This is a genomic window from Candidatus Nitrospira nitrificans, assembly GCF_001458775.1.
Classification (GTDB): domain Bacteria; phylum Nitrospirota; class Nitrospiria; order Nitrospirales; family Nitrospiraceae; genus Nitrospira_D; species Nitrospira_D nitrificans.
The window spans coordinates 14,218-32,278 of the sequence record NZ_CZPZ01000007.1 but is presented as its reverse complement, the minus strand read 5'-3'; the positions used below and the strand labels follow the sequence as shown (position 1 = coordinate 32,278).

General features: G+C 56.1%; 23 protein-coding genes. 6 read left to right on the top strand and 17 right to left on the bottom strand.

Annotation, left to right across the window (positions count from 1 at the left end; translation table 11 throughout):
• Window positions 1–103: 103 nt before the first annotated feature.
• The 4 genes from COMA2_RS05710 to COMA2_RS05695 are packed head-to-tail and all read right to left on the bottom strand — an operon-like array spanning window position 104 to window position 2,868.
• Window positions 104–868 (bottom strand): carbon monoxide dehydrogenase beta subunit family protein, encoded by a 765-nt coding sequence (locus COMA2_RS05710; RefSeq protein ID WP_090895459.1) that lies wholly within the window; start codon window positions 866–868, stop codon window positions 104–106.
• Window positions 869–884: 16 nt separating this feature from the next.
• Entirely contained in the window at window positions 885–1,208 is a 324-nt protein-coding gene (locus COMA2_RS05705) for a pyruvate ferredoxin oxidoreductase (protein WP_217490639.1), read from the bottom strand.
• 21 nt (window positions 1,209–1,229) lie between these two features.
• Window positions 1,230–1,952, bottom strand: coding sequence for a 2-oxoacid:acceptor oxidoreductase family protein (locus tag COMA2_RS05700; RefSeq protein ID WP_090895458.1), 723 nt, complete (start codon window positions 1,950–1,952; stop codon window positions 1,230–1,232).
• 22 nt (window positions 1,953–1,974) lie between these two features.
• The gene (locus COMA2_RS05695) at window positions 1,975–2,868 is read right to left on the bottom strand and encodes a thiamine pyrophosphate-dependent enzyme (protein ID WP_090895456.1); all 894 of its coding nucleotides are present in this window, start codon (window positions 2,866–2,868) and stop codon (window positions 1,975–1,977) included.
• 445 nt (window positions 2,869–3,313) lie between these two features.
• Between COMA2_RS05695 and COMA2_RS21265 the strand changes: the two genes are divergently transcribed.
• The 4 genes from COMA2_RS21265 (at window position 3,314) to COMA2_RS21260 (ending at window position 5,548) form a co-directional block, all read left to right on the top strand.
• Entirely contained in the window at window positions 3,314–3,562 is a 249-nt protein-coding gene (locus COMA2_RS21265) for a methylenetetrahydrofolate reductase C-terminal domain-containing protein (protein ID WP_090895453.1), read from the top strand.
• Window positions 3,563–3,699: 137 nt separating this feature from the next.
• Window positions 3,700–4,101 carry a preQ(1) synthase gene (gene queF / locus COMA2_RS05685; RefSeq protein ID WP_090895568.1) on the top strand — a complete coding sequence of 134 codons (402 nt, stop codon included), beginning with the start codon at window positions 3,700–3,702 and terminating at the stop codon, window positions 4,099–4,101.
• 98 nt (window positions 4,102–4,199) lie between these two features.
• On the top strand, window positions 4,200–5,006 hold the full coding sequence (locus COMA2_RS05680) for a symmetrical bis(5'-nucleosyl)-tetraphosphatase (RefSeq protein ID WP_090895452.1): 807 nt from the start codon (window positions 4,200–4,202) through the stop codon (window positions 5,004–5,006).
• Window positions 4,991–5,548: a DUF309 domain-containing protein gene (locus COMA2_RS21260; protein WP_090895450.1), complete on the top strand. Its 558-nt coding sequence runs from the start codon at window positions 4,991–4,993 to the stop codon at window positions 5,546–5,548. Before COMA2_RS05680 ends, COMA2_RS21260 begins: the two co-directional genes overlap by 16 nt.
• A 3-nt stretch (window positions 5,549–5,551) precedes the next feature.
• On the opposite strand, the gene panB is transcribed toward COMA2_RS21260, so the two are convergent.
• Genes panB through folD form a run of 3 tightly spaced genes read right to left on the bottom strand, consistent with a single transcriptional unit; the run spans window position 5,552 to window position 8,098 of the window.
• The gene (gene panB / locus COMA2_RS05670) at window positions 5,552–6,340 is read right to left on the bottom strand and encodes a 3-methyl-2-oxobutanoate hydroxymethyltransferase (RefSeq protein WP_090895448.1); all 789 of its coding nucleotides are present in this window, start codon (window positions 6,338–6,340) and stop codon (window positions 5,552–5,554) included.
• Complete coding sequence (locus COMA2_RS05665) at window positions 6,340–7,227, bottom strand: methylenetetrahydrofolate reductase (protein WP_090895447.1); 888 nt, start codon at window positions 7,225–7,227, stop codon at window positions 6,340–6,342. Before COMA2_RS05665 ends, panB begins: the two co-directional genes overlap by 1 nt.
• Before the next feature lie 10 nt (window positions 7,228–7,237).
• The gene (folD, locus tag COMA2_RS05660; RefSeq protein WP_090895445.1) at window positions 7,238–8,098 is read right to left on the bottom strand and encodes a bifunctional methylenetetrahydrofolate dehydrogenase/methenyltetrahydrofolate cyclohydrolase FolD; all 861 of its coding nucleotides are present in this window, start codon (window positions 8,096–8,098) and stop codon (window positions 7,238–7,240) included.
• 176 nt (window positions 8,099–8,274) lie between these two features.
• Here folD and COMA2_RS05655 point away from each other — a divergent pair, with 176 nt between their 5' ends.
• Window positions 8,275–9,258: an NHL repeat-containing protein gene (locus COMA2_RS05655; RefSeq protein WP_090895444.1), complete on the top strand. Its 984-nt coding sequence runs from the start codon at window positions 8,275–8,277 to the stop codon at window positions 9,256–9,258.
• A gap of 92 nt (window positions 9,259–9,350) precedes the next feature.
• Entirely contained in the window at window positions 9,351–9,953 is a 603-nt protein-coding gene (locus tag COMA2_RS05650) for a hypothetical protein (RefSeq protein WP_090895442.1), read from the top strand.
• A 265-nt stretch (window positions 9,954–10,218) separates the two neighbouring features.
• Here COMA2_RS05650 and COMA2_RS05645 read toward each other — a convergent pair whose 3' ends face one another.
• The 10 genes from COMA2_RS05645 to COMA2_RS05600 all read right to left on the bottom strand — a co-directional run bounded on the left by COMA2_RS05645 (window position 10,219) and on the right by COMA2_RS05600 (window position 18,059).
• Window positions 10,219–10,713 carry a peptidylprolyl isomerase gene (locus COMA2_RS05645; RefSeq protein ID WP_090895566.1) on the bottom strand — a complete coding sequence of 165 codons (495 nt, stop codon included), beginning with the start codon at window positions 10,711–10,713 and terminating at the stop codon, window positions 10,219–10,221.
• A 167-nt stretch (window positions 10,714–10,880) separates the two neighbouring features.
• Window positions 10,881–11,588, bottom strand: a complete 708-nt coding sequence (gene rnc / locus COMA2_RS05640; protein ID WP_090895441.1) for a ribonuclease III — start codon at window positions 11,586–11,588, stop codon at window positions 10,881–10,883.
• A 13-nt stretch (window positions 11,589–11,601) separates the two neighbouring features.
• Window positions 11,602–12,864, bottom strand: a complete 1,263-nt coding sequence (fabF, locus tag COMA2_RS05635) for a beta-ketoacyl-ACP synthase II (protein WP_090895439.1) — start codon at window positions 12,862–12,864, stop codon at window positions 11,602–11,604.
• A 2-nt stretch (window positions 12,865–12,866) separates the two neighbouring features.
• Window positions 12,867–13,100 carry an acyl carrier protein gene (acpP, locus tag COMA2_RS05630; RefSeq protein ID WP_090895437.1) on the bottom strand — a complete coding sequence of 78 codons (234 nt, stop codon included), beginning with the start codon at window positions 13,098–13,100 and terminating at the stop codon, window positions 12,867–12,869.
• 91 nt (window positions 13,101–13,191) lie between these two features.
• Window positions 13,192–13,935 carry a 3-oxoacyl-[acyl-carrier-protein] reductase gene (gene fabG / locus COMA2_RS05625; RefSeq protein WP_175304415.1) on the bottom strand — a complete coding sequence of 248 codons (744 nt, stop codon included), beginning with the start codon at window positions 13,933–13,935 and terminating at the stop codon, window positions 13,192–13,194.
• Window positions 13,936–14,005: 70 nt separating this feature from the next.
• A complete protein-coding gene (gene fabD, locus COMA2_RS05620; RefSeq protein WP_090895434.1) occupies window positions 14,006–14,944 on the bottom strand; it encodes an ACP S-malonyltransferase in 939 nt (312 codons plus the stop codon).
• A 124-nt stretch (window positions 14,945–15,068) separates the two neighbouring features.
• Window positions 15,069–16,046, bottom strand: coding sequence for a beta-ketoacyl-ACP synthase III (locus COMA2_RS05615; RefSeq protein ID WP_090895432.1), 978 nt, complete (start codon window positions 16,044–16,046; stop codon window positions 15,069–15,071).
• A complete protein-coding gene (gene plsX / locus COMA2_RS05610) occupies window positions 16,043–17,062 on the bottom strand; it encodes a phosphate acyltransferase PlsX (RefSeq protein ID WP_090895431.1) in 1,020 nt (339 codons plus the stop codon). The genes COMA2_RS05615 and plsX overlap by 4 nt, the downstream gene beginning before the upstream one ends.
• Window positions 17,063–17,178: 116 nt before the next feature.
• Entirely contained in the window at window positions 17,179–17,364 is a 186-nt protein-coding gene (gene rpmF / locus COMA2_RS05605; RefSeq protein WP_086418096.1) for a 50S ribosomal protein L32, read from the bottom strand.
• Window positions 17,365–17,399: 35 nt separating this feature from the next.
• Window positions 17,400–18,059: a YceD family protein gene (locus COMA2_RS05600; RefSeq protein ID WP_090895429.1), complete on the bottom strand. Its 660-nt coding sequence runs from the start codon at window positions 18,057–18,059 to the stop codon at window positions 17,400–17,402.
• Window positions 18,060–18,061: the final 2 nt, after the last annotated feature.

The window sequence follows — 18,061 nt, the reverse complement described above, 5'->3', positions numbered from 1 at the left end:
CGGTACTGCGACGCTGGTAATCGGATCACCCTGTGGATTGGTTTTGACTTCGGTCTCGCTCATAGTTACACCTCTTGGCTAATTCGAGCGTTGCCGCCCGGCCTTATCCTTCCCGCTTCATGTGCTCGGCAGAATGACCGAACATCGCTGCGCTCCCCGTCCCACCAGGGGTTGGAGCAAACGCCATCGGATTAGTGTGGGTCTTACCGCCATGCACCTTTGACTGCGTGCCGGTAAAACGAACATTTTCGCCGTTCTCCGGTAGCTTGATTCCTAGCTCCTCCCGGATACGCTTGAAAATCTGTGCGACGCGCTTGATCTTCAGCGTATCGGAGTCTCGAATCGTCAGCATCGCATCCTCATGACCCTGCTCCGCACAGATCGCCATGGTACAGCAATTTGTTCCCGCTCGAATCATCTTGAGGGTGAGATTCGCATAATGGCAATGCACACCGATGAAGATGCAGGCTTCGATCTTATTGCCCCAGATCGTCAGATTTGGATGGTTCGGGTTGATGACTTCTTCAGGGTCGATCTTCGGATACTTCGGCCGATAATCCGGCATCGGGATGATCATGACTTCCGGAATCTGCGCGGCAATTTCCAACGTCGCCTTCGCTTTTTCCACGGCGTGATCGTTCCAAGCCCAGAGCAGCAGCGGTCCTGGAAAAAGTGTCGCGTTCGGGCTCGTCAGCATCTTACGAGCCATCTCTTCAATAACCACTTCCTCGTTCGGCTCGAGAAGACCGTAGTACAATCCCTGCCCAGGATCCGGCAAGGCTACACCTAACTGGGCCGCAGACGGCGGATGGAACCCCGCCGGACCCGGGACGATGATTCGCTCTCTGGTATCTTGTGTGATTGCCACGCCTGACTCCCCTTCCTTACCCAACCACAGGGCTCGCAAGCACTGCAGTGGTGCTCTTGTCTCCGTACGTAATATTGTCCGTCAACGCTGCCTTCGGCAACTGATCGATCATGATCATCTTAATGGCATTGTTCTTGGCCATGTTGTCACAGACCCACACGCACTGCGCGCATCCTTTACAACGGTCTACCGCGACATAAGCAGACCCATACTTGAATCCCTGATCCTTCCCCATCTCTTCGCTGTAAAGGATGGTGTTGGCTTCCGGACAGTACTGCGTACAGAGCTTACAACTCTTCGCAGCGCAGATTTCAACGCTAATATCGGCTACAAGGTACATGAAGACTCCTTTGTGGCTCGCCTACGCAGTGGCAGTGGCCGTTGCCACTGGTTCCTCCGCGCGTTTGACCTCGGTTGCGGCCCACCCATGGTCGACCGCATAGTTCCATCCCGCTCGCATGACGGCGACGTTCTTCTCGATCAGCTCCTGCTTTTTCTTGAACTTCCGTTCAACGACACTGTCGAGCGCGGCAGTACCACCGGATACCACAAAGCCTTTCCCGAGGAACCGGTCCTTGACGGCCTGATCCAATCCCGCCATGCTCGTCAGGCCTGTAATCGCGCCGATACAGCCCATCAGCGCCATGTTCGTGGCCAGATCCATGCTTGCCACTTCTAATGAGATCTTGGTCGCCGGGAAGTAGTATAGCTTCGCTCGAAGCTTCTGCAGCTCAGCTGCTTGATCCCTGTGAAGATTCATCGGGCCATCATTGTTGATCAAAGCAATTCCATCTTCTTTTAATCCGAAGTAGAACGGCATCGTGTACGATTTGCCGTGCGTGATGACCTGCGGGTGAAAAATGATGATGATGTGCGGAAACGTGATTTCACCGATCTCGTAAATCGGCTCGTCCGACACACGGACATAGCTTTCGACCGGCGCCATCCGTTTTTCAGATCCATAGAACGGTACGATCGTGCTTTCCCCTCCGGCGTTGATGACGGCCGTGCTCAGGATGTGAGAGCCGGTCACGACGCCCTGTCCGCCGACACCTGCCATTCGAATATTGAAGCGTTTCGCCATTATGAAATCTCCTTACAGCCGCTTAGGCCTTGTTAGGAATCGCGGCAGCCGGCTTGGGAAGGAACTCCTTATAGCCATAGCGCTCGGCAAGATACTGCTTGGCCTCTTCGCTGACATACTCCGTGAACTGGTATCGATCGTTCTCGACCGTCTTCGCATCTTCCATGACCTTGTCGGTCGGAATAGCGTACTCAATGTTGCAAGAAGTATATGCCTGAATATATGTCGATCCGACTTCTCGAGCGATCAATACCGCTTTCTTAATGACGCTTTCCACACGGCGCGGATTATTCGGCACGACTGTCGCCACATACGCACAACCCGCGACCTTGGCCATCTGCAGCATATCCATCTTTTCGAACTTCTTGCCGAGAGGAGCCATTTTCAGTACGGCACCTCGGTTGGTCATACCACTTTCCTGCCCACCGGTATTTCCATACACCTCGTTGTCCAACATGATGGTCGTAAACCGCTCCTTGCGGAACCACGAATGGAGCACTTGCTGGAACCCGATGTCCGCTGTGCCGCCGTCTCCGGCCATCACGACCACATCCTTAGGCTTGTCGCCAAAGCGAAGACGAAGGCCGCGAGACAATCCGCTCGCGACTCCATTTTGGTCACCATAATTTCCGTAAACAAAGGGGATCGCAGCCTGAGAGATGGCTAGACGACCGCAACCGGCCGTCCCCACAGTGATGGTATCTTCGGGATTGGGGAACGCAATTATGGCAAGTCTGATGAAGAGCGTCATCGCGCAACCGGCACACATGGGGTGTTCTTCCAACACTTCCTTGAAACTCCCCATTTGTGAAACAGTGACCTTCTTTCCAAAAGGCCCATGTTCCACCATGTCTCGATATTCCTTTGGCATGAACTTCTCAAATCCATTGGAAAATTTGACATAATCAAGACTCATCAGGCACCTCCCTTATATCGTTGGCAACGGCCGACCGCTGCTCATCATTCTTTGACACTGCCGACATGCATCGAAGAAAACTTGAGGACTTGAGGACTTGGACAATCCGATCACTGCGTAATAGTCACCGAGTCCTGAGCATCCTAGCAAAGGCGAAAAAAGACTGTCAATCTTTGATCAGCCTTTTTTGATCTCTGTCGTGACACCCACCTTGTTAAGAATTTCGTGACGAACATACTGTGATAGTATAACGCCATGAAATTCAAAGCAACTCTAAGAGGACCCAAAATGTCCAAATGAAAAGGCCTAGATTCAGCCAGCTAAGGTAGGCCATTCGTCCCAAATAGCTGGAATAAGAAATTCGCGTGGGTGAGCCTTTCCAAGCTTTTCAACCGTTCACGTTTAGACATTGCCGATCTGCCGTATTCCGTTTACACTGCATACCATGCCACTTCGTGTACTCATCCCAGGCGAAGATGATGCCGGTGTCCATGCCGGTGGTGTCCATAAACGCCCACCGATTCCAGACGATTCAGTCAAAGCCGAATGCCCGAAATTCATGGCGCACGGCCCCTGTGGAGGGGTGCGGAAAGGCGGGTTCTGCGAGGTCTATCCCGAGATGAAATGTCCATGGGTCTCGCTTTATATGGAACTGGAAAAAATCGGTCAGACCGAGTGGATGAAGCAAGTGTGATGGGCCAGCGGAGATACCTCCCGTGCTCGCGCACCGCGCACACAAGTTTTGATCAAGACTCTAGATGAAGGTCGGTGCTCGGTGCATGCGCGCAGTTAGGAGGCATCTCCACTGCCCCCGAGCGAAGAGAGGAGAAAATGAGGGACAAGCAAAAGGCCACGAAGCTGGGCTACAACGAGCGGCACGCAAAAAGCGGCATAACCGACCCTTTGCCGAATATTGAAACGTTCCCCAATCAATACAAAGGATATGAAATCACGATTGAGATTCCCGAGTACACGGCGATTTGCCCAAAAACCAATTTGCCGGACTTCGGAACCATCACACTCCACTACATGCCCGACAAAGATTGTCTTGAGCTAAAGGCACTCAAAATGTACATCCATGCCTATCGGAACCTCGGCATCTTCTACGAGAACGCCGTCAACAGGATCCTTCAAGATATTGTCAAAGCCTGCCGGCCTGTTAGGGCAACAGTGACCGGCGCCTTCACCGCGCGCGGCGGGCTCTCAAGTAAGATTGAGGCTCGGTATCCTTAATCTCGTCGTTGGTCACTGGTCATCAGTCATTGCAAAGAACGTTCAGCTTTCTCTTTTTTGAGTGACTAATCACCATTGACTGTTGACAGTTCTTTTCTATGGCGACTTACGCAGTCGGCGATGTGCAAGGATGCTACGAGCCTCTGCAACGCCTCGTTCAGCATATTCGCTTTGATCCCAGGATAGATCGACTGTGGTTCGTCGGCGATCTCGTCAACCGCGGCCCGGACTCGCTGAACGTCATCCGCTACATCAAGAATCTTCGAGATCGGGCCGTGGTCGTACTGGGCAACCATGACCTTTTTCTTCTTGCCGTGGCCGAGGGCATTGTCACGGAACGTCCGGAGGACACGCTCCAGGAGATCCTGACTGCGCCGGATCGTGACGAGCTCCTGACGTGGGTCCGTCAACAACGTCTTGTTTATCGCGAGGATTCTTTCCTTCTTGTTCACGCGGGTTTGCTGCCGCAATGGTCCATTGATGAAGTGGAAAGATTGGCCCGCGAAGTCGAAGCCGGGTTGCAAGGTCCTTCTTATCAAGACATCCTTCGAGCCTTGTATCCCAGCAAATATCTACAGTGGTCCTCCCACTTGACCGGCCCCACTCGACTCGCAACCATCATCAAGGTCCTCACCAGACTCCGAGCCTGTTCTCCCGAGGGTCGGATGGAATCTTCTTTCAACGGTCCGCCCGAACGAATCCCTACCGGCTATCTCCCTTGGTTCAAGGTTGACACTCGAGAGCCTCGCCATGCCACCATCGTGTGCGGCCATTGGGCCGCGCTGGGGCTTCATTGCGAAGATCACCTTTTAGCCATCGACAGCGGCTGTGTGTGGGGACGGCAGCTGACCGCGATCCGGTTGGAAGACCGAGCCGTATTTCAAGTACCATGTACCGCTGTATGAGTGTCGTGACGGCTGAGCCGAGGCCTCTCCGTCCCGACTGGCCCCGTTACTCTCCACGTCCATTCCCTTCCTATCGTTATCTGCCAGGCCAGACACCGCATCCACGACGGAACCCTCGTGGCCACTCGTATGGCCAACCAGAGCCGAAGCCTGGTCTTTTCCCGGCAACCCAATGGAGGCGCTCAGATGACTATCTCTATGGGATCGATCTTTATAATTTCGCCTTTTGGTGGGAATCGCATGAGGTCTTTGAAGGATTGTGGCATGCCTCAGGGCGCAACTCAGTACAAGGCAACTTCTTCCAATCTCTGATTCAACTCGCCGCGGCAAACCTCAAGCGGTTCATGGGAAACGAGGCCGCTGCCCAGAGGCTCGTTCACGCGGGAATCGTTCGACTGCGGAACGTTCCCTCCGCATATATGGGCATCGATGTCACACGCTTATTGAACGCGTTGCAAGCACACTCTGTCGGTCAATATCCGCACATTCCGCTTATCGGATTGGATCAAGGCCCGGGGACCATTGAGGAGGTGACGCACTAAAACCTAGTGGTAGCTTTCGGAGTCGCTCGGAAACTTTCCCTGTTCCACTTCTTCTTTATATCGGCTCAGCGCTTGGAGGGTGTCTGATTTGAGGTGTGCGTATGTCTTCACGAATTTCGGAGTGAACGCATCGAAGAGGCCAAGGAGATCGTAGAGCACAAGCACCTGGCCGTCGCAGTAAGGCCCCGCTCCTATTCCGATGGTCGAGATTGAAAGGGTTTGAGTGATCTTCCTGGCCAAATCAGCCGGTATCGCTTCCAAGACAAGCGCGAAGGCTCCGGCAGCTTCGACGGCCTTTGCATCCTGGAGCAACCTGGACGCTTGATCATCGGCTTTGCCTTGGACCTTGTATCCGCCCAGCGCATAGACTGATTGCGGGGTCATACCCAGGTGGCCCATGACAGGAATCCCAACGCTCGTCATGGCGTTGATTCGATCCGCCATCACGGCGCCCCCCTCCAGCTTTACAGCGGCGGCGCCGGCTTGCATCAATTTACCTGCATTGCGCAGGGCCTCCTCTGTGCTGGCCTGATAGGACATGAACGGCATATCCGCAATCACCAGAGCTCGCTGCACCACCCCGGCGACCAATTTGGTGTGATACAGCATGTCCTCCATCGTCACCGTGAGCGTGTTGGGTTTTCCCTGAACGACCATGCCCAGCGAATCCCCTACCAGCATTACCCGGATTCCCGCTTGCTCGACAATGCGCGCGAACAGCGCATCATAGGCCGTCACAACGGCGAGTTTCTTCCGGTCTCGTTTCAACTGCTGAAAATCGAGAATCGTCATCAGTTCAATTCAGCTTTGGTGATGATCTCAGCCAACCGATGCGTGGCTTTGATCGCCATGATATGCACGCCGTCGCAATGCGGCCGAACCGCCTTGATTGTCCGTACGGCGATATCGACTCCGACGTCTTCAGCCTTCTCCCCAGCAGCTTTGAGCTCGTCGATCATCTCGTTCGGCACCGACATGCCGGGGATGTTGGCGTTCATGAATTCCGCCATCTTCGCGTTGCGCAGCAACAGGATGCCCGCCAAGACCTTCACATTGAACGGCCGCACGTGTTTCATGAAACTGGCGAAGACCGCGGGATGATAGACCGCCTGGGTCTGAAAGAACTGGGCGCCGGCTTTCACTTTCACTTCAAACTTCGCCAGCACCGGCCCGACCAGATCGGCCTCCGGTGTAACGGCCGCGCCGATGGTGAACGCGGTGGAGCCGTCTAGTTTATTGCCGACCATGTCCTTGCCGTTGTTCAACCCCTGGACGAGCTGCATCACCTGAACGGAATCGAGATCGTACACCGGCTTGGCTTCCTTGTGATCACCGACCGTCGGATAATCGCCCGTGAGGCATAGAATATTTCGGATCCCAAGCATGTGCGCGCCCATCAGATCCGACTGCATGGCAATCCGATTGCGATCCCGACAGGTCAATTGCATGACAGGGTCGTGCCCCAATTCATAGAGCAGGCGACAGACCGGGAGAGAGCCCGCGCGCACCACGGCAGCGGTATTATCGGTGACGTTCACTCCATGGACACGTCCCACCAGTTGTTTGGCATTTTCCAACACGGACGAGATGTTCGTCCCTTTAGGGGGATTGTATTCGACCGTGACCGCAAACGTCCCTCGGTTGAGGACATCGATTAGGCGCTGTGGCTCTCGACTCATGGATGGCCCCTCATAGCAATCCCGCTGCTCTCTTGGCGGACTCGACCGTGTTTTCCAGCAGCATCGCGATGGTCATCGGGCCGACTCCACCAGGCACGGGGCTGATCCAGCCGGCCTTCCGGCTGACGGGTTCGAAATCGACATCCCCGCACAACTTACCCTCGGGTGTCTTGTTGGTCCCCACATCAATGACCACTGCACCCGCTCGTACCATGTCCGCCGTCACAAACCTCGCCTTTCCGATTGCCACAAGCAGCAGCTCCGCCTCCCGGCACACCTCAGGAAGGTCACGGGTTTTCGAATGACAGATCGTCACCGTCGCGTTCCGTTGAAGAAGCATGAGCGCCAACGGCTTCCCGACAATATTGCTCCGTCCCAGCACAACCGCCCGTTTCCCTTCGATCGTCAGACCGGTCGATTCAATCATCTTGATGACGCCTTTAGGAGTACAGGCTTCGAAGACGGGATGGCCTTCCACCAGCCGGCCGAAGTTGTAGGGATGAAACCCATCAGCATCCTTGAGCGGCGAGACGGCTTCCAGAATAACCTTGCTGTCGATATGCTTCGGCAGCGGCAGCTGAACAAGAATTCCATGGATTTTGGGGTCGGCATTCTTTTTATCGATCAGCGCCAACAACTCGGCCTGCGTCGTGTTCGCCGGGAGTTTGTAATCGTCAACGTAGATGCCTGCCAATTCGCAGGCCTTTTGTTTGTTTCGTACATACACATGCGAGGCGGGATCATCGCCCACCAAAATGGTCGCAAGACCAGGTTTCATCGATTTTTTGGCGAACAGCTCCGCTGATTCTCTTGCCAGGCGATCACGTACTTGCTGAGCGAGCCCTTTTCCATCAATCAATTGTGCGGCCACGGTCCCCTCCTCTACCCATTCGGCTAGATTAATTCCCGCAACTTAGCAGGGGAATTTTAGGCAAGTCAACGCTTTGCCGGCGCCCTTCCCTGCCTTTATCCTGCAGCGCTCTTTCTTGACACGCTCTTTGCTCCTCCGGTACGATCACCCCTGCTCACAACCTGGACGACCCGCCTTTGCTCGTCATATTCAATCGTCATTTATTACTGGTTACGATCCTCGCGCTGGGCTTGACGGCTCACAGCGAAGCCGCGCAAATCATCGGTTTGGAGTCACCGAATAGCTTTGTCGGCGACCCGTCCGGCAAGGACTATTTCATTTCCAACATCAACGGCGAGCCGGACGCCAGGGACAACAACGGCTTCATCACGAAACTCGACACGGAAGGCAAGATCACCAATCTCAAGTTTATCCAAGGCGGTGTCTCGGATGTGCTTCTACACGCCCCGAAGGGAATGGCCTTGATTGGGTCAATGCTCTACATCGCGGATCTTGATCAGCTGAAAGGCTTCGATAAGACGACCGGAAAACTTTTGACCACCGTCTCGTTTCCGTCGCGGTCCCACGGACAGGTTTCGCTGACCGACGTTGCCGTGTCACCGACCGGCTTCCTCTACGCTTCGGACCAGACGGCCAATTCGATTTACCGTATCACCCCATCAGAGAATCATCGGGTCGACCTGCTGATTCACGATGACCGATTGGCCGGTCCCGCTGGAATCGCGATCCATCCCAAGACGAACCATTTGATCGTCGTGAGTTGGGAGAAGGGGAAAATCCTCGAGATCACGCCTGACGGACAACTGAGCGAACTCGAATCAAACGGATTTTTTACCAGTCGCTTTCAAAATCTGAGCGGAGTGGATTTCGATCAATGGGGCAACATGTACGTGTCTGATTTTACAAAGGGCAAGATTTGGCGCATGACCAGAGACCATCGCTTCCAAGTCATTGCCGAATACCTTCCCGCCCCGGCCGATATCGGCATAGACCGCGCGAATAACTTGATCCTGGTGCCCTACCACTACATGCATGCCGCCGAGATGAATGGGCTCGAGACCCCGTCGGGATCCAAGCCCAAGGACGGAAAGCGTACACTGGCCGACTACGGATTCATTCCTCCTCCGCCCAAGCCCGGCCCGGAAGGAACGAAGAAATGAGCTCCTGTGCGTATTGTCATAGCCGAAAGGGCAAGCGCCCGTGCCCTGCCCTCGGAGGATTGATCTGCAGCCCCTGCTGTGGAGAGCATCGCATGGCACGGATTTCCTGTCCCAGTGATTGTGTCTATCTCGATACGGGAAGCGATTATCAGCAGAAACGGCTCAGTGAGCAATTCTTGCCCGTCCGGCGAGATTTCTATCGAGAGTTAGATGAATCGGGAGGGCAGAAAGCCGTCGCGCTGTTCAACCTGATCGAAGTGATTACGTTCAGCTATTTCGAGGGCCGTCGAGATGGGCAGGACGCCGAGGTCATTGCAGCGCTTCAGGCGCTCCGTCGCACGCTCAGTCCGCTGCATGTTCCCGCAGCTCCCATGCCGGTGTTCGCCGAGCACCTCCGGAAGGAGTACGACACATTCAGCAAGCAGAACCCCGGGCAGATCGCAGATTCATCGGATGCGCCGGCAGTCCTTGACCGGATCGAACGGTTCGCCTCCACGTTTTCAGGAAACGATTTTCAGTCCAGCCGGTTTCTGGGAGGGCTGATCGGTTATGTCAAAACGCACCACCCGGAGATCGCCGCGCATCTCAAGAAGAAACATGAACCGGGACACATTCTCGTTCCAGGGCAACCCCTCATGCCCCCGCCGGCTCCGGAGCAGCATGTCCATGGTCCCGGCTGCGAGCACCATCACTGATCGCTCCGGCATCCTCCAGTACCCCGGATTCCACGGTTGATGGTCGTGGCCACGAGCGCGCGACCGGAATCCCTCGCACGATAGGAAGGTGATATGGTCTCGGAGAAGCGAGTGGAGCATACCGCAGAGGCGCGCATCCGGGCATTCCAAGCTTCCTGGATTCCCGTTGGAGCGCGCGGGAATGACGAGCGGTCGTGGTCAACTGCGGAGTTCAGTACTACTCGATTCAGATCAACTGCGCATCCAGCGTCGTGTGACGTCGAATCTACTCCACGATCGTGACCGTCATTTCCACACGTTCTTTCGGATTGTCCCGCTCATCGCGTGCCGAGTTGACGATCTTGTCGGCTATGCCAATGCCCTTCGTCACTTCGCCGAACACGGAATACTTGCGGTCCAAGAATCGGGAATCCTCGACCACGATGAAAAATTGGGAGCCGGCCGTATCCGGATCGGCTGCCCTGGCCATGGAAACAATGCCACGTTTGTGCGGGATATCACTGAATTCCGCCTTGACTGTGTGACCGGGACCGCCCTGCCCGTAGGTGTCCTTTTTGAGCGAATCTTTCGTATTGGGGTCTCCGCCTTGGATCATGAAACCGGGAATGACGCGGTGAAAAATCGTCCCGTTGTAGAACCCGGACTTCGCCAGCTTGATAAAATTCTCCACATGCCTTGGCGCGACATCCGGATACAATTTAATCTCGATATCGCCGAATTTGGTTTTGATGATCGCCCGTGGCCCTTTCGGGGACTCCATTTTGGGAGTCGGCGTCGTGTCAGCAGCGACACCCGACCCGATTCCTGCGCCCGACAGAACCATCCCTACCAGCACTCCCATCACCATGCGCCATCCAACTTGCTTCAGCATCGCCACCCTCCTATGCCGTCACACAACACATCCTCGTCATTGTAGCACGGACTCGCTCAACGTTCAGCCTGCTCCAGCGCTCGTTGCGCCGCTTCCTGTTCCGCCTCCTTCTTGCTGAGTCCTCGACCGATCCCCAATACGCTGTCATTCACCTGCACTTCCACTTCAAACACCTTTTGGTGATCCGGTCCGGTTTCGCGCACAACCACATACCGAGGCAACGATTCATACCGTTTTTGACACCATTCCTGGAAGCGCGTTTTGTAATCATCTCCTCCGGATTGTCCTTGCAGCACATCGATGTCGCGCAATTCATCGGTCAGCGCCTCCATGGTGAAGGTTCGACTCGCCTCAAATCCTCCGTCAAGATAGACCGCTGCAATCACGGCTTCCAATACATCAGCCAGCAGTGAGGCTTTGTCGCGCCCATTCGAACGTTCTTCGCCCCGGCCAAGTTTCAGTCTGGCGCCGAGATCCAGCTTCCTCGCGACATTCGCTAACGGCGCTTCGCTCACGAGCTTGGCTTTGAGTTTGGAGAGGGTCCCTTCGCTGAATTCAGGATATTGCCTCGTGAGATAGTCGCTCACGATAAGCGACAATACGGCATCCCCCAAGAACTCAAGCCGCTCATTATGTTTGCGACCGGAGTCTCGACGCTCGTTCACGTACGATTTATGGGTCAATGCCTCTATCAAGAAGCTCGGATTCGTGAAGCGATAGTTCGAGACGGCAGGAGAAAAATCGGCAGAAGAAGCCGGCGTCATCGTGACAGGCGCGCTAGGCGTCGAATCTGGTGAAGATCAAACAGGCATTCACTCCGCCGAATCCAAAGGAGTTCGACAGCGCCGTCTTAACGGCGACAGGTCGTGCCTTATTGGGAACATAATCCAAATCACAAGCCGGATCTGGATGGTCAAGATTGATCGTGGGAGGAAGCATACCGTGAAACAGTGCCAGCACGCTGAAGATGGCCTCGATCCCGCCGGCAGCGCCGAGGAGATGGCCTGTCATGGACTTGGTCGAGCTGACCGGAATTCGAAACGCCTGTTCGCCGAATACCTGTTTGATCGCTCGAGTCTCAATGGCATCGGCCATCGTCGACGTCCCGTGCGCGTTGATATACCCGATCTGATCGCGATTGATTCCGGCATCGTGGAGAGCGAGCTCCATGCAACGAACGGCCCCCTCGCCCTCTTCAGGCGGAGCCGTAATGTGGTACGCGTCGCTGTTCATCCCATACCCAATGATCTCGCCGTAAATTCGGACCCCACGCCGAAGGGCATGGTTCAGCTCCTCGATCACCACCACCCCCGCGCCTTCGCCCAGCACAAATCCATCACGATCCTTGTCGAACGGACGGCTCGCCTTCGTCGGCTCGTCATTCCGGAACGACAACGCCTTGGCCGCCGCAAATCCCGCTACTCCGAGCGGAGTAACCGCCGCTTCGGCCCCGCCGGCCACCATGACATCGGCATCACCTCGTTGGATCAGGCGATACGCATCCCCGATGCAATGATTGCCCGTCGCGCAAGCCGTGACCGCGCAAGAGTTGGGCCCCTTGGCTCCGATCCGAATCGCCACCTGCCCGGACGCCAAATTGATGATGGTCATGGGAATGAAAAACGGGGAGACCCGGCCGGGCCCCTTGGCCCTGAGCACCTCGTGGTAGTGCTCGATCGATCCAAGCCCCCCGATGCCGGAACCGATGTACACGCCGACCTTCGTGGCCTCCTCCGGCTTTATTTTTAGCCCGGCATCATCCACCGCCAACTGGGCGGCGCCCACGGCGTAGTGGATGAACGTATCCATTTTTTTGATCTCTTTCTTTTCGATGAACCGAGCCGGATCAAAATCCTTCACTTCACCCGCAATTTGGGCATCATATCCCGTCGGGTCGAATCTGGCGATCCGTCCGATCCCGGACTCCCCGGCGCAGATCGCCTTCCAGGTCTTCTCGACACCCGTGCCCAGCGGCGTCACGAGCCCAAGACCGGTCACCACCACACGCCGTGTTCCCTGATCAGATCTTCCTGCCGACATACTTAGGACTTTTCCTTGATGTAGTCCAGCGCCTTCCCGACGGTCAGAATCTTTTCTGCATCCTCATCGGGAATTTCGATCGAGAACTCTTCCTCCAATGCCATGACCAGCTCGACGGTATCGAGCGAATCAGCGCCAAGATCTTCAACGAAGGAGGCTTCCGGCGTCACCTCATCCTCTTCCACCCCGAGTTGCTCAGCAATAATCTTCTTGACTCGCTCATCAACAGTTGCCATCGCTATGACTACCTCCTTCCCCAGTATGACTCCCGCTGCGCCGCCACATGGGGATCTGTGGCGGCCGTACATTACACACGATTCGACGTGCTCATACCATCAACATCCCACCGTTCACGTGCAAGACATGACCGGTGATGTAGGCCGCATCCTCGGACACCAAAAACCGCACGGCTGCCGCGATATCCGCCGGCGTACCCAATCGCCCCAGCGGGATTTGTTTCAGTAACGTATCCTTCACTTCCACAGGAAGGCCATGGGTCATGGCCGTGTCGATGAAACCAGGCGCCACCGCGTTCACCGTGACGTTTCGGCTGGCATATTCCCGCCCCACGGTTTTCGTGAATCCGATGACCGCCGCCTTCGAAGCCGAGTAATTGGCCTGCCCCGCGTTCCCGATCACCCCGACGATCGAGGCGATGTTGACGATGCGACCATACCGTTGCTTGGTCATCGGCTGCAAGACCGCTTTCGTGCAGTTGAACGTCCCGTTCAGGTTGATCTGAAGCACCAGATTCCAATCTTCTTCCTTCATCCGCAACAACAAGCCATCTCGCGTGATGCCGGCATTGTTGACGAGGATATCCACCTTCCCCCAGGCCTTCATGACCTGCTCGACCATCGCCTTGGTTTCAGTGGCGTCGGCCACGTTGACTTTGATGTTCAGCGCCTTCCGCCCGAGCTTCTCGACGGAGGCGACCGTTTCCACGGAGCGGCCGGGGTCAAGATCGGCCACGGCAATGTCGGCCCCCGCTTGAGCAAGACATTCGGCGATGGCCCTGCCGATACCCTGTGCGGCGCCGGTGACAATAGCTGTTTTCCCTTGTAGTGACATCAATTCCCCCGAAAAACGTGTGAAAGTTGGAAGGGGTGACTGTGTAAAGGTATCATCCTCAGGCCAACTTTCATACTTTCAAACTTTGCAACGTGGTTTCAAGCGACTTCGGATCGTTCACATTCAACAATTTCACTGCAGGTAGAATCCGCCTGATCAATCCGGTCAACACGGTGCCGGGGCCGATTTCGACGAACGTCGTGACGCCCATCCTTCCCATTGTCTGGACGGTATCCTCCCACAGCACGGAAGAGGGCAGCTGACGAACCAACGACGCTTGAATCTCCTGTGCCCGGCTGATCGCTTTCGCTTCTGCATTATTCACAAGCGGGGCGCTGAGATCCGACCACCGAACGGTGGAGAAATCCTTCGCCAATCGATCGGCTGCTTGCTGCATCAACGGGGTATGAACCGGCACGCTGACCGGCAAGGGGATGGCCTTTTTACAGCCCTGCGCTTTGGCCAATTCGATCGCCCGTTCCACCGCTGCCCGTTCACCGGCGATCACGACCTGCCCCGGCGAGTTAAAGTTCGCCGCCGCGACGACCCCGACGGACGACGCCGTGCGGCAGACTTCTTTGACCACCTCGGCGGTCAAGCCCAACAGAGCCGCAACGAGACCGGTTCCTTTAGCCACGGCTTCGGACATATAGCGACCCCGTTTCTGAACCAGACCGACGGCATCACGAAAGGATACGCCGCCTGCCGCGACCAACGCTGAGTATTCACCCAAACTATGACCCGCCACCGCAACCGGCTTGATTTCAACCGGCTCAAACAGTTTTAACGCCGCCACACTGCTCACGAGCAAGGCCGGCTGGGTGAATTCCGTCAGATTAAGTCGCTCAGCCGGTCCCATGAAGCACAACTCGGCGACATCATACCCCAAGACCGTAGAAGCCTCATCATAGACGGCCTTCAACGAGGGATGCGCGTCATAGAGCGCCTTCCCCATCCCGACCGACTGGGAACCCTGTCCAGGGAAAACAAGTCCGATTCCTAGAGCCATGGGGCGTTAGATATCTTCGAAATTCCGTGTAAAGTCAACGAGAAAAGTTGTCATGAGCCGCCGCCTTCCCACAATCACGAGTACGGCCGTATGGGAACAGTCCGGATCATGACCTGGTCGTTCTCTACCATCGAATGATCGCGGAAGCCCATGTCAATCCCGCTCCAAACGCGCCGAGCATCACCAACGAGCCGTCCTTGATACGCCCCTCCCGCACCGCTTCATCAAGGGCGATCGGAATAGAGGCGGCTGAAGTATTCCCATATCGATCCACGTTCAGCATAACCTTTTCGATCGGAAGGCCGAGCCGTTCCATCACCGCCTTGAGAATCCGAATATTGGCCTGATGGGGCACATAGAGATCGATATCTTCCACGCGAAGATGATTCGCTGCCAGCGTCGAGCGAGCGATCTCTTCCAAGCTGCGCACGGCAACTTTGAACGTCTCGTTCCCTTTCATCTTGATGTACTGCAGTCGCTCGGCGATCACTTTTTCGGACGGCGGAGTACGCGACCCTCCTCCCGGCACCATGATCAGCTCGCAGAGCGTCCCGTCGGAGCGAAGGTGCGTGGAGAGAATACCTCGTTCTCCGTCATCACCGGCACTGACCACGACCGCCCCGGCTCCATCCCCAAACAGCACACAGGTGTTCCGGTCGGTCCAATCGGTAACGGCAGACATCACCTCTGATCCGATCACCAAGACATGGCGCATCCCTGTTTTCACGTACGCATCGGCCACCGAGAGCGCGTAGACAAATCCGCAGCAGGCGGCCGAAAGATCGCAGGCCGCGGCTTTGGTCGCTCCCAGTTGATGCTGGACGAGACAGGCCGTGGCAGGGAGCGGATAATCACCCGTACAGGTGGCCACCAAAATCATGTCGAGATCGGTTGCCGCCAGACCCGCCGCAGTCAACGCTCGCTTCCCGGCTTGAACCGCCAAATCCGAACAGGCTTCTCCCGCCGCCGCGATCCGCCGCTCCCGGATTCCGGTTCGTTCCCGAATCCATTCATCGGACGTGGCCACCATGCGCTCAAGATCCGCATTCGTCAGCACCCTGGCGGGCACATAGGAGCCGATTCCCGCAATGCAGGCTTTCATACCTTCTCTTCTACTGGCGGCAGAGATTGACTTTCTTCGATATCCCGTTGAATCAGCTCGTGCACACGGCGTTCCGCCATGCCCTTCGCTCGCCGAATCGCGTTTTTAATGGCCTTTGCCGATGATCGGCCATGGCAAATCATCGTCGTCCCATTGACGCCCAACAAGGGGGCGCCGCCGAACTCCGCGTAGTCCGTTTTCCGCTTCAAATTCATCAACGGCCTGGCCATCAGCGGATACGCGAGGCGGCCGATAAAACTGCCCGCGATCTCCTTGAGCAACAATTTCTTAATCATCTCGGCCACGCCTTCGGAAATCTTCAACGCGACGTTTCCGATGAACCCGTCGCAGACGACGATATCGGCAACGCCGCTGTACACATCACGCCCCTCGACATTTCCCACAAAATTCATCGAACCGGCTTTAAGGAGCTTGAACGCTTCTTTGGTGACTTCGTTGCCTTTGCTGTCTTCCTCGCCGATACTCAGCAGACCGACACGAGGATTCGGCTTTCCGAGCAGATGCTTGCCGTACTCATTGCCCATCAAGGCGAATTGCTCGAGATGCTTGGCGGTGCAGTCGACGTTCGCCCCCACATCGAGCATGATCGCTTCCCCGCTCAGCGTCGGCAGGCTGGTGGCAATCGCGGGCCGCTCCACCCCTTTCGCCAGCCCCAACACGAAGAACGATGCCACCATGCTCGCTCCGGTATTCCCAGGGCTCACGACCGCATCGGCAAGGCCGTTCTTGACCAGCTCTGTCGCCACCCAAATCGACGAGTCTCGCTTCTTCCGCGCGACGGTGGCCGGCGACTCATGCATTTCGACGACCTGGGAGGCGTGCCGGATGGTAAGGCGGGAATCGTGACTGGACTGACGCTCACATTCCTGTTTCAGGATGGTTTCGTCGCCGACGAGAATGACCTCGACGTCAAACTCTTTCACAGCCTGAAACGCGCCCTCGACACAGGGTGCGGGGCCATGATCCCCCCCCACCGCGTCGAGCGCGATCGTCATGCGAGATGAGGTACTCACGGATGGTGCTGAAAAGACTGGCTGAACACGCGTCGCCCCCTGGGCTCACGTCAGACGTGTTGGGAAACTCGCGCCATAGACCGATTTGGGCAACCCGCTCACGCCTCTTCGACCTGAATGACGGCCTTGCCCTTGTAGGTCCCACAGTTCAAACACGTATAATGCGGCAGCTTCAACTCGTGGCACTGCGGACACACGGCCATCCCCGGGGGGGTCATACGCAGTTTTTGGGTACGACGCTTGTCGCGTCTTGCCCGTGAATGTTTATGTTTGGGATTGGGCATGATGACTCCTTCTTCTGTTCGATTCGGACCACCGGTCAGCGATTATCAGACTTTGTGGGGTCCCTCAGCTTTTCCTTCATAGTGCGCAGCACCTGAAACGGGCTTCCCGTCGGCTCTTCGCCACAATGACACGGACCTTCATTCAAATCTTTCCCACAACGGGGACAGAGACCGAGACATGCGTCGGAACACAGCGGGTGCATCGGCGAAGCAAGAATCAATTGTTCCCGCAGCATCGGCGCCAGTTCCAGATGATCGCCCGCATAGTAATACAGATCATCGTTCGGCTCTTCAGGCTCGGCATCAAGAGCCGGCGTCTCTTTCCTCTGCCGGGGATTGGTTCGCTTCGCGGCAGTCGGCGCCGCCTTTGCTTCACGCTCATAGGCCACATGGATGGAAAAGGCCATCGAATCGTCAAAATTCTTGAGGCAGCGCACACATTGACGAACCGCTGTGCCCTCCACGACTCCCGTCACACAGATCGTGCGATCAACCGCGCGAAGATCCAGGCCTATGGCCAAGGCCCCTCGAATAGATACATCCGTATCGGTGAGTCCCAGCTCTTCACCCGTGAGGTCCCCGGACAGTGAAACCCCTTCCGCCGTGATATCCGCAATTTTCGGTGTCAACACATCCATGGCGACCCCTAACAACGTTCCTCCACCCCACGTCGATGCATCGAAATCGCCGCTCACGT